At 56.8% G+C, this 2,834-nt stretch carries 2 protein-coding genes and 1 pseudogene; 1 reads left to right on the plus strand and 2 read right to left on the minus strand.

Going from position 1 to position 2,834, the window contains the following annotated elements; translation table 11 throughout:
* Positions 1 to 1,025: 1,025 nt before the first annotated feature.
* Positions 1,026 to 1,247 (plus strand): hypothetical protein, encoded by a 222-nt coding sequence (locus ABIB48_RS17970; protein WP_354213815.1) that lies wholly within the window; start codon positions 1,026 to 1,028, stop codon positions 1,245 to 1,247.
* A gap of 23 nt (positions 1,248 to 1,270) precedes the next feature.
* Here the strand turns inward: ABIB48_RS17970 and ABIB48_RS17975 are convergent.
* Positions 1,271 to 1,762 (minus strand): annotated as a pseudogene (locus ABIB48_RS17975) (ATP-binding protein); the annotation flags it as partial.
* A 60-nt stretch (positions 1,763 to 1,822) separates the two neighbouring features.
* On the minus strand, positions 1,823 to 2,035 hold the full coding sequence (locus tag ABIB48_RS17980; RefSeq protein WP_354213816.1) for a hypothetical protein: 213 nt from the start codon (positions 2,033 to 2,035) through the stop codon (positions 1,823 to 1,825).
* Positions 2,036 to 2,834 lie beyond the last annotated feature (799 nt).

Here is a 2,834-nt window from a genome sequence, read left to right on the forward strand (position 1 = left end):
GGGCCTCCCCACCTTTAACACCACCAACACCACCAGCCGCCCCACACCAGGGCGGCTCCACTCGTTTAACGGGCTTCCCTTGGTTCCCACCACCATGCACCTTGTCCACCGCCGACTTTTGATGTTTGCTCGATGGCAGCACCACAGATGCGATGGTGGGAATGTCAATCCGATGTGAACCTGGGTGGCCTTGAGGTGGCAGTCGCATCGGAGACCACCTGCTCGTAGCCGTGGGGAGGAGATGTCTCGGGCTACTGTCTTCAACGTTGGCAGTACCGGACGGGTCGCCTTCCAATTCCTCTGCTTCAGGGTCTTCACTAATTAGTTGTGTTGCCCCTAGGCTCGCCTTTACCGGCGCACCGCCGGGGTCCCATATGGGAAATTTGACAGCGATTTTGTCTGTCTTGTCACGTTCAATTACGCCCCCAAAATGTGTCCCCTCACAGTTTAGAAACGGAACATGGCGCGGCGGGTTAGTCCGGTGGAAAAAAGGAACATACCAAGTTTGGAATCGAAGGCAGCCCTCGTGATTGGTGTGGTTTCTACGGCGGCGCTGTCAACTAGGGCTGGGGTTGGATAAAACATGGATCAAGCACAACATCTGGAGTGTGGAAGCGATGAGCCCGGTGATGCTTTTGCCCAACATAACGCCTCAGGGACTGCAGTACTTACTCAAGGCCTACGGGGGTGAATGCCAGTGCAGTGCGTCTACCTGCGCGCTCACTGACCAGCGAGAGGTTCTTGGTGTGTAAGGACACGCAGTCGTATACCAATTGCTACAGGTGACCGGTCGGTGGCAAGATGGACCAGCTCACCATGTACTGCTATCAAAGCGGCGAGTCCCTCAGCCCCAACTGGGTGAAATATTCAATCACCAGCCCCGGTGTAAACAACCCGTACCTGCCATCTTCGCCATACATCATTGATGCAGTCGACCGCTACTGGGCTGAAGACGTGCAGATCCTTGGCGCATGCCAGGACCGGTCGGATGCAGTTTGCGTGGTGTACCGCCGAACCGCGACCCCATGATGACTCTTGGGTGCAGGCTCGAGTTTCATACAAACTCAGCAGACGGCACCATTGAGGGCTTCGCCCGTGACGTGGCGGTCAACCTCGCCGAGCCTATCGGTACCCAGATAGCAAGGAGTCGTCGAGACCAGCACGGCATCGTTTGGGTGGCCGTCCCAGAGGGCTGCCACACGCCCGAGCCGCCCATCAAGGTCCTACAAAAGATCGCTGACAGGTAGCGCCTTCCTTCGCTTTCAACTAGCTATCTATTAGCTCCGGACAGGGCCACGCCGACGGTGTGTTGTTGGTTTTTCGTGTTGGCGAGGCGGTAGGAGTCTGTCCCTGTTTCAATGATGGTGCCTTTGAACGTGAGCCGGTCCACGATGGCGGCGCAGAGACGCGGGTCGGTGAACGTTTTCGTCCATCCTGAGAGCGATTCGTTGGTGGCGATCGCAACCGATGCTTCTACTTCCCGTTCAGTGAGGCCCGGAAAGAGGAGTTAGGCTACTCGTTTATCTAGTTCCATGAGCCCAGCTCATCGATGCAGAGCAAATCCGCCTTTCCGTATCTGGCGATGGTCTTCGCTAGGACCTTCGCGTCTTGGCCTCTACGAGCTCGTTCACGAGCCGGGTGGCGAGGGATTTGATCGCGGTGTTTTGATGTTTGGATTCGCCACGTAATCGAAGCCGATCAACCATTTATTGCCAGGAAAGTTCGCTGTTCTGACTCGGCGGACGGATGCGCGCCGGTCACGGCGTTGCCGAAGCGTTTTAGAAGCAGCAACTGGGGCCGTGGGACTCACGAAATCTAGTCCTTAGGTGATGGGGGCGGTTGGGGACGGAGCCATCAGTAGTTCGTCATAGCCGGCTACTAATGGCAACGGGCGCCTATCTGGTGGCAAGCCAGCGATGACTACTGCCGGATCTGCCAGCCGGCGTTGGGAGAGACTGAGAACCCGGTGCTCAAGGGCTGCAACTTTTACACCGGAGCTGATCCGTAGAATCTGACGGTAAACAACGAGTTGCACTCACTGGCCACCCCTTGCCACGGTCAGTGGGTGGGCGGCGAGGGTTGGTGACCCCACCAACACGCCCTAGTTATCCGTGGGGGAATCCGCAGCTGGTCATTGACCAGATCGTATAGACGAGGCTTTCGATAGCAGGCTTGGGACGATCCGGTTGCAGGTGTGCGGGGATCAGGTAGTGCCTTTGGTTTCGCCTACTGAGAATGGCATTCACGTGTGGCCGTCCATGGATACTTGTGACCCAGGACAGCTTTCCTACTGGAACTCATCGGTATCTTGCCCGTGAGAATCTACGCCTCCGGAGGTCGGCGCCAAGATCCTGGCCACGGCAACCAGGGACAGGACACAGCACCGTGGCTGTGCCTGCCAAACCAGTAGGGACAAACGTCAGGCTGGCTAAGACGTTTGCAGAGAAGAAATGAAGCAACTCAGCTAAAACAATGGGACCGTATGACCACAAGTCCCTTCACGAGGATCCCGCGCCAGAAATGATCCCTAACACCTGAAGCAAAAGCAACTGCATGGCTGATTGGGGCGCTGATCCTTGGGCTGTTACCACGCCGGCAACTAATCACAGCGGTACCGCATTGTGGTTGAACTGCGGCTCCCGCGAGTCTTCAGGGCCCTGGCTGCCTTGGCATTGCTAGTGGCAGTGCGGCGGGCCGGCACCGCGGGTAGGCTTTGACGATTTTGGAGTGCTGATTGCCGATTTGCGTGTTGGTTGTTTGGTGTGTATTGTTTATCGAGTTGTCCTGATGAAGGGCGGCGTGACTAGCGGGAAAATGATTGTGTTTTGGTTGTT

The organism is Arthrobacter sp. UYCu511, assembly GCF_040547105.1.
Lineage (GTDB): Bacteria > Actinomycetota > Actinomycetes > Actinomycetales > Micrococcaceae > Specibacter > Specibacter psychrochitiniphilus.

What these genes read in the sequence shown, in the direction of transcription:
- ABIB48_RS17970 (WP_354213815.1), top strand. Translation starts at nt 1,026, where the DNA reads ATGATGACTCTTGGGTGCAGGCTCGAGTTTCATACAAACTCAGCAGAC.